The 7,764-nt window shown below is 43.2% G+C and carries 7 protein-coding genes; 1 reads left to right on the top strand and 6 read right to left on the bottom strand.

Going from position 1 to position 7,764, the window contains the following annotated elements:
- Positions 1-2,253, top strand: a 2,253-nt coding sequence (locus tag RMO55_RS21720) for an ABC transporter substrate-binding protein (RefSeq protein WP_310430212.1), incomplete at its 5' end; no start/stop codon positions are given.
- A gap of 178 nt (positions 2,254-2,431) precedes the next feature.
- Here RMO55_RS21720 and dapB read toward each other — a convergent pair.
- The 6 genes from dapB to RMO55_RS21750 form a co-directional block, all read right to left on the bottom strand.
- Entirely contained in the window at positions 2,432-3,259 is an 828-nt protein-coding gene (gene dapB, locus RMO55_RS21725; RefSeq protein WP_310430218.1) for a 4-hydroxy-tetrahydrodipicolinate reductase, read from the bottom strand.
- A 374-nt stretch (positions 3,260-3,633) separates the two neighbouring features.
- The gene (gene rpsD, locus RMO55_RS21730; RefSeq protein ID WP_310430213.1) at positions 3,634-4,242 is read right to left on the bottom strand and encodes a 30S ribosomal protein S4; all 609 of its coding nucleotides are present in this window, start codon (positions 4,240-4,242) and stop codon (positions 3,634-3,636) included.
- 200 nt (positions 4,243-4,442) lie between these two features.
- Entirely contained in the window at positions 4,443-4,988 is a 546-nt protein-coding gene (locus RMO55_RS21735) for a hypothetical protein (protein ID WP_310430214.1), read from the bottom strand.
- A 148-nt stretch (positions 4,989-5,136) separates the two neighbouring features.
- On the bottom strand, positions 5,137-6,852 hold the full coding sequence (locus tag RMO55_RS21740) for an alpha/beta hydrolase (protein ID WP_310430215.1): 1,716 nt from the start codon (positions 6,850-6,852) through the stop codon (positions 5,137-5,139).
- A 27-nt stretch (positions 6,853-6,879) separates the two neighbouring features.
- Positions 6,880-7,155, bottom strand: a complete 276-nt coding sequence (locus RMO55_RS21745; protein WP_310430216.1) for a hypothetical protein — start codon at positions 7,153-7,155, stop codon at positions 6,880-6,882.
- Positions 7,152-7,529: a PRC-barrel domain-containing protein gene (locus tag RMO55_RS21750; protein WP_310430217.1), complete on the bottom strand. Its 378-nt coding sequence runs from the start codon at positions 7,527-7,529 to the stop codon at positions 7,152-7,154. The genes RMO55_RS21745 and RMO55_RS21750 overlap by 4 nt, the downstream gene beginning before the upstream one ends.
- Between the last annotated feature and the right edge of the window lie 235 nt (positions 7,530-7,764).

The raw sequence follows: 7,764 nt of genomic DNA on the forward strand, positions 1-7,764 counted from the left end.
GGCAAGCATCCTAAAATTCCCCAAATTTTTGCATTTTTGGAGCTGACAATCCCCGCAGAGGCCCCCCATAGCCAACAAAAGTTCTTTTATTTAGTTCGAGAATATATTGCCGGACAAAGTTTAGCAGCAGAATTGCTCGTCAAAGGTAAATTTAGTGAATCGGAAGTGATTTTTGTATTGCGAGAAGTTGCAAAAATTTTAGAATTCGTTCACTTTCAGGACACAATTCACCGCGAGATTAAGCCAGCAAACATCATCCGCGATGCACAAGGCAAAATCTATTTAGTCAACTTTGGGGCGGTGAAGCAGATTGGAGCTGAGACCATTCGCGCGACTGTCCAGATGCTAGAACGTAATTTAAACTCCGTATCTACAATAGAATATGCTCCAGGAAAACAACACCAGGGACAGGAAATTTATCCTTCATCAGACTTGTATAGTTTGGCGGTGACTTGTTTAAATTTACTTACAGGTAAACTACCTGAAGATTTATTAGCGTTTGAGACTAATAATTGGCAATGGCGGACACCAGATCTCCAGGTTAGCGATGCCTTGGCGGAGATCCTCAATCGAATGTTGCAGCATCAACCCACAGCGCGATTCCAGTCGGCGAGGGATGTCTTGGATACCTTAGATGCTACGTGGGGTCTGCCGATTTTGAGTATTCCGGCTGCTAGTAATCCAGTCGGGGAAAATGTCTCTGACGATTTTCCAGAACTTGATGACTATCCGTTTCAACACGATGAAGATCTGGTACCATTCGATGACGATTTTTCATTCCTCGAACATGCTCCCGTAAAAATTGAAAAATCATCTAAGATTAATCGTAAAAAACCTTGGATAATAGCGGGACTTTTAACTACTGGGCTGATTGGTTTAAGTGCCATAATTATTCCTAAACTTCTACCATCTTCTCATCTAACTGCGATCGTCAATGATGCGCTGGTCAGCCGCAGTAGCACTGGGGAAAGAATTTTACTTAGCTTTGAAGGCGATCGAGATACAGATAAATTTAAAGAGTTAAAAAGGGCTGGAGTTGCCGCGATCGCCAGTGAAAACTATCTCGAAGCTGCGACCAAATTACAAGGAGCATTAATCGAAAATCCCAACTCGCCGGAGACACGTATTTATCTAAATAATGCCTTAATTGGCAATCGCAAAAGTTATACTATTGCTACTGCTGTACCGATCTCCAGATCGTTCGATCGAGCCTCGGAAATGTTGAGAGGGTTCGCTCAAGCTCAATCGGAAATGAATCAAATTGGTGATGTGAACGAACCTAAAATTAAATTAAGAATAATTGATGATAGTGACGATCCCAAATCAATTGAAACCATTGCTAATGCCGTCGTCGATCGACCGGAAATATTAGGCATTGTCGGGCACAATCGCAATGATGTCTCGATGAAGGCGGCAAATATTTACGATCGGAATAAATTAGCTTTTATTGCGCCGATTAGTACTGCAAACAAACTAACAGGCACTAATAAACCATATATTTTCAGAACTAATGCCAGGGGAGATTCGATCGCCAAAAAATTTGTCGATCGCTTAATTGACAAAGATCGTAAGCGCAGAGTAGCTATTTTTTATGTTCCGACGATCGCTTATAATGATGAGTTCAAAACTCAATTTGTTAATTTATTAACAGCCAGAGGTGGAGAAATTGTCGGTACTTTTCCATTTTCTGGAACCACGGCTGGTGCTCCAGTATTTAATGCAGAAGCTCACCTCCAAAAAGCTAATGAAATGGGTGCCGAAGCCATCTTATTATTACCCGTTGGACGTTCCACTCGAGAGGCTCTCCAAATCTTAAAACTTAGAGTTAGTAAGTATCCTGAATTTACTGTTTTTGCCGATACCGCTCTATATAGTCTGAACACCCTTAATGCGGGAAAAGAAGCTGAAGGTTTAATTATCGGCGTACCTTGGCAAGAATCCGAAAGCACACCCCAATTTTCGGCTGGTGCCAAACAATTATGGAACAATCGAGTTAACTGGGCAACTGCAACTTCTTATAATGCGGTTAAGGCTCTGGGCACAGCCATTAAAGCCCAAGAGGTACCTTCTCGATCGGGTGTGATGACTATTTTATCCAAAAATGAATTTATGGGTGCTTCTGGGCGATTTAAGTTTACCAAGGGCGAACCAACCGAACGATATATTTTAGTCGAAGTCGCACCCACTCCACCTCATTATAAATATTCTTCTGGCACGGGATATGACTTTGTACCGATCGAATGGCTGTTTTAATAATTAATAATTAATAATTAAACGTTCGATGATTATTCATTATTATACCAATTTAAATGGTATTAATGACATTAAACTCTCAATATATTGCACGGTGGGCACTGTCTTGTCACAGCGAGATCTGGAGGGAACCTCCAGGGCGCGAGCCGCTGCCCACCATTTAGGCTTTCGGTAGTGATTAGAGGATCTTTTCTAACCCGTATACTAGCGATTTTAGTCCCAAAATCTTCCGAATGGCGAGGAGGACTCCAGGCATATAGCAAGAGCGATTAGTAGTATCGTGGCGGAGGAGGTAAATTTCACCTGGTGCACCGAAAATAATTTCTTGATGAGCAATGTATCCAGGTAGTCGGATACTATGAATGCGAATATTTTCATCGGCGACACAACCTCTTGCACCTGCAATCTTTTCGGATTCGGTGACGCTGGGAGGATTGAACGTTTTGCCGAGTTCGCCTAAAAGTTGTGCGGTTTGGATAGCGGTACCACTGGGTGCATCGGCTTTTTGATTGTGGTGGAGTTCGATGATTTCCACATGTTCAAAAAATTTGGCGGCTTGAATTGCGGCTTGCTGCATTAATATCACCCCGATCGAGAAATTTGGGATAATCAAACAGCCAGTACTCGCTTTGTCGGCAAATTCAGCTAATTCTTGAATCTGGTTCGTACTCAATCCCGTCGTCCCCACAACTGGGCGCACTCCATAGGCGATCGCCGATCGCACGTTTTCATAGATACTATCAGGATGGGTAAAATCGACCATCACAGCGGCTTGCTTCTCCTGGGATGCCATCGCCAGGATCGCCTGAAGATCGTTCATTACAGGCACCTCTAAGGCTCCACAACCAGCGATTTCGCCGATATCTTCGCCCTGGATTTTGGGATTGCGATCGATCGCTCCCAACAGTACCATATCTGGGGCGTTAGCTACTGCTTTAATTACTTCTAGCCCCATTTTCCCACCCGCTCCATTGACGACGACGGGTATTGGCGATTGAGTACTCATGGTTGGTGTTTTTCCTGGGCTGACAACTTCACATTGCCTATTATGACATCGAAGGACTCGATCGACTTCTGCTCTAATGGCAACTATTCCACTAATTTCAATATATATCGCCAATATTGGATGCCTAATCTGCTCGGCAACTCGATATCTTGTTTGAATCCCAACTTTGCTTACATCTGTCTTGCGGCTACCGTCAGCTCGCTGGTATGTATCCCAATTATCTGAGCTTGATACGCTGCTACCGCTAACGATGCAATTTCATTAAATTCTCGATCGACTGCATCTTGTGATGCTAGTTGTCATGAAAATTAATACTCCTGTTGCTAATTAAAGAATAGATTTTGGATGCAGCCGCCATCCAAAATCCACAATCTTTAGGCTTGGCGAGAGTAGTACTCTACAACCAGTAGCTCATTGACTTGAAGGGCTACCCATTCACGTTCGATCGTGCCAGTAACTTTACCAGTTAAATTAGCTTTGTCGAAATCCAAGTGGTTTGGAGTGTTCGCTAAACCAGGATATTGGAGATTTGCTTCTACCAATTTCTTTGATGCTTCGCGATTGCGGACACCAATTACGTCACCGGGACGACATTGATAACTAGCGATATCCACAGTACGTCCGTTGACGGTGACGTGTCCGTGGTTTACTAGTTGGCGCGCACCTGGGATGGTGGGAGCCATTGCCAGCCGAAATACAGTGTTGTCCAACCGCATTTCGAGTAATTGCAATAAAACTAATCCGGTAGAACCAGTCGCGCGTCTTGCTTTCCGCACGTAGCGGAGCATTTGCTTCTCGTTTACACCGTAGTTCATTCGCAATTTTTGCTTTTCTTCGAGACGGATGGCGTATTCAGAACGCTTTTTCCGGTTTTGACCGTGTTGACCTGGTGGATATGCACGACGTGGCTCTTTCCGAGTTAATCCTGGCAAGGAGCCTAAACGACGTGTAATTCTCAGTCTCGGTCCGCGATATCGGGACATAAATTTCCTTAGTGCTTGATACTTTACCCAAAACTCCCATTGTTACATACAAGGGTCGTTCTGGCTAGTCCTTTCACAATTCCACCAGGCATGAGACAAGAACTGACTCTGTATGACTTTTTCTTACTGCCAATACGGATATTTACCCTGAAGCCAATCGATCGGTTCTTGACTGTATTGACGATGGGATGATATTGGTTTTAAAGTGTATTAAAAATCATCCAATCTTGAATATTTGCAGCCTTCAGCACCGACTCAGACTGATCGATTTCATCATCAGTTCCTGTGACTGTCAATAGATAGTGTCCTTGTGCCAACAGATCTTCATAATACTGCGCTTGCGTTTCGGAAATCTCTAAGCCACCTTCGCCGCCGAGTACTCCACCCGATACGGCTCCATAAAAAGCTCCTGTTGCCATTCCTACCAACACCACAGCACCACTAAATGCGGGGAAAGCTAATGTTGTCAGTGCCGCGACTACGCCCCCGACAACAGTTCCCACCGCTCCAGCCTTCACAGCTCCCTGTTCGATACTCTCGATCTTACTACCGCCTGTAAACTCATGTTCAGACTGAACAATTGGTGCTGTCAATGCTTTCAATTGTGGACTGTCTGAATCAGTCTGTGGTACAACAACTGAAACATTATTCATTTTAACACCAGCCGATTTGAGTCGATCGAGTGCTAACTCAATCTGTTGAAGATTCGCGAACATACCTAATCCATTTTTATGCTTTAACGTCATGATAAATATCCTGTTGATAATTAATAATTAATAATTGATAGTTGATAATTAGATATCCTGCGAAAGTAAAAACAAAAAAATTCTAGTATTGTTTTCGTCTATATCTTCCCCTAAAGCCTAAAGTCTAAAACCTGACTTTCGCAGGAAGTTAATTCCTGCTCCTGACATTACTGTTTGAGATAGGTGGTTCTAGTTGAAGCATATTATCTAACTGTTCGGGTGTAAGAGATCGAAGAATACTCACCTGATTCGGAGATTGACTAATTGAGATTGCATATCCCGCCTGTAAGTATGGACGATAGTTATTTTGATTTGCCACATGAGTCTGGACTAGAGCTAAAACAAAGATGCGTGCATATTCTCTTAGTGGTTCGATGTTTTTGTCAGGAATAACTGATTCAAGAGATGGCATAAATGCTCTGATGAAAGAGCGAACATCAGTGACATGACCGACACCTCGCACCACAAAAAGATAGCGTTCTGGTGCAACTATCCATGAGAAAGGTTTGATTTGCTCTAGCACTGCCGAGGCAACAACATCTTCACTAGATGCCGCAATCGCTACTGGGATTTTAATTTTTGACATCCCTTTTGGACCAAAAATACTACTCTCAATTGGATTGATCGCTAGGGCAAACTTGATGCGATTGTCTCGAAAATTGTAGAACTGACGTGGTAGTTTTAAAGCCTCACATTGCAATAAGAGCGAAGCATTGGTAGCATTAAATTGTTGACTACATTCTTTAGTTAAATAGTCGAAATCGATCGTCGCTCCCGCTAAAGCCAACGCGGTATAACCGCCAAAGGAGTGCCCGATTACGCCTACTTGCTGCACATTCGCGATCGCTGGCAAGCGTCGTCCCAAATCATCTAAAATATAGCTAACATCTTTGGGTCGATCGATAAATTCACTGACATCAAACATTTCTTTGCTCGAACCTACCAACAGATTTTTAAACTTCTGTGAGTTACTGCCAGGATGCTCGACAGTGACCGCTACAAAGCCGTGAGAGGCGAGGTGTCTGGCGATCGCGGCAAAATGTTGGCGATCGGATGCCAAGCCGTGGGAGAGGACGATGACGGGCGCAGGTTGAGACAATCCTTGCGGTAAATAGAAGTCAACCGTAAATTGACGACTGCGCCGAGCATCTTTCAAGATTTCGGTTTGCAATTTAACTGAATATCCGCCTGGGCTAGCCAGATTTGCCATCGCGTTTGGCTCGATTTTCGGCTCGGATTGTGCCAACTCCGACGACAGTTGTTCGACACCTGAGATCGCGCTCTCAGTTTCCTTGCCGAGTTTGTCAATCTTGTTTGCTACCTCGAACCCTTTTTCCAAATTCAACCGCATCGTCGGAGCGGGATATTTTCGTAAGAAAGTGAGTAAAGATAGACCACTAGGATCGGCGGCGGCTGAGATTAATCCTGTCCGAATTGCCTTTGCACTATTCAAATTGCGCTTCGATTTAGGAGCGTCTACTCGAACGCTTTGAACTAGATCGCCTAAATACGTGAGAATCTTTTCACCAACCGCAGAGTAAAAGAATTGAGATACTTGCAACTGGCTCAAATCTGAGTTAAGTTTCAGAAATTGGCGGACATACTTACGATCTTTTGCTTCGATCGAACTTAAAAAGGGTGCTAATTCTTTGCCGACATCACCTTGTTTAGCATAGGTTTCCAATTCTTTGACTGAAATACCAAACTCGATTGGCCCGATCCCAAATTCAACCCTCTCTGCTGCCTGAACCGCTCCAATCGTCGTTGATATCGTCCAGATTGTCAGCAACAAAAACCAACCAAACAGACTATTGTGTTTAGACTGAAATGGTGATAACTTTGCTCGATCGATGAAGATATTCATGTTTTCAATAATTAAATGAATATCAGTTTAATTTCCACAGCTTAAAGTTCCTTCTTTTGTGCCACCAACTTTATCTTTGACAATAATACTTGGTTGCTGTCCTGGATAACATCTAACTAATATTCGGTCTTGATTCCGAGTTAAATATAAAACGTGGATGGGTTGACCATTTAGTTTTGCTAAGACCAGTTGTGGAGGCATCGGAGCCGTGGCGATGGCTGGTAGTGTTGCCATTCCCACCACCGATACTGCTCCTCCCAGCACCAATCGTGAAAAATGATTGGTAATTTCGCTCCATTTCATAAGTGCAATGCCGTAGCTTCAGAATTTTCGATATCACCCGTATTTTCGTCAAAATATAGATCGAGATCTTCATTAGTCAACATCTGGTCACTATTGAGGCTGTTATTCTGCTCTAAAACATCGTGAATAGTCGCGTAATCACTGGCTGGAGCGATCGACTCTTTCCACGGAATAATAACCGCATCAGCTTCGATCGTTTGGACTAGATATAATGGCAAAACTTTAGGATTACTAAACCAGCCAGCTTGGTCAACCAGAAATCCTAATAAGCAGTTTTCAGCTCGATCGAAGATTGGCGCAATAACAGTTTCAATTCTTTCGCCGGAATCGGAAGCGACGACGGGTTTACCGATGATATCTTTTACTTTTAGCACGATCTTTATTTATTGTTTGTTTGAATAGTAGCAGTTCGATCGCTAAAAACTAATCTACCAATAGAGATAAATTAAGTCACTATGTTAGTACCCCATTAGATAGATTTATACTTCAGTTCAAAAATATTCCCCGCAACTCAATTGCAGTTGGCAATACCTGTAAAGTAATCCCTGAGGTTATAGTCGGATGGAAAGCGTGGCACTCTAGAGGGCATGAAGCGGCGTTTTTTTTTTT

The sequence above is a fragment of the Chamaesiphon sp. VAR_48_metabat_135_sub genome (assembly GCF_031418915.1).
Taxonomy (GTDB): domain Bacteria; phylum Cyanobacteriota; class Cyanobacteriia; order Cyanobacteriales; family Chamaesiphonaceae; genus Chamaesiphon.

Coding starts and splice junctions, on each gene's coding strand:
- rpsD (WP_310430213.1), bottom strand. CDS start 4,242: ATGTCCCGATATCGCGGACCGAGACTGAGAATTACACGTCGTTTAGGC.
- dapB (WP_310430218.1), bottom strand. CDS start 3,259: ATGAGTACTCAATCGCCAATACCCGTCGTCGTCAATGGAGCGGGTGGG.
- RMO55_RS21740 (WP_310430215.1), bottom strand. CDS start 6,852: ATGAATATCTTCATCGATCGAGCAAAGTTATCACCATTTCAGTCTAAA.
- RMO55_RS21745 (WP_310430216.1), bottom strand. CDS start 7,155: ATGAAATGGAGCGAAATTACCAATCATTTTTCACGATTGGTGCTGGGA.
- RMO55_RS21735 (WP_310430214.1), bottom strand. CDS start 4,988: ATGACGTTAAAGCATAAAAATGGATTAGGTATGTTCGCGAATCTTCAA.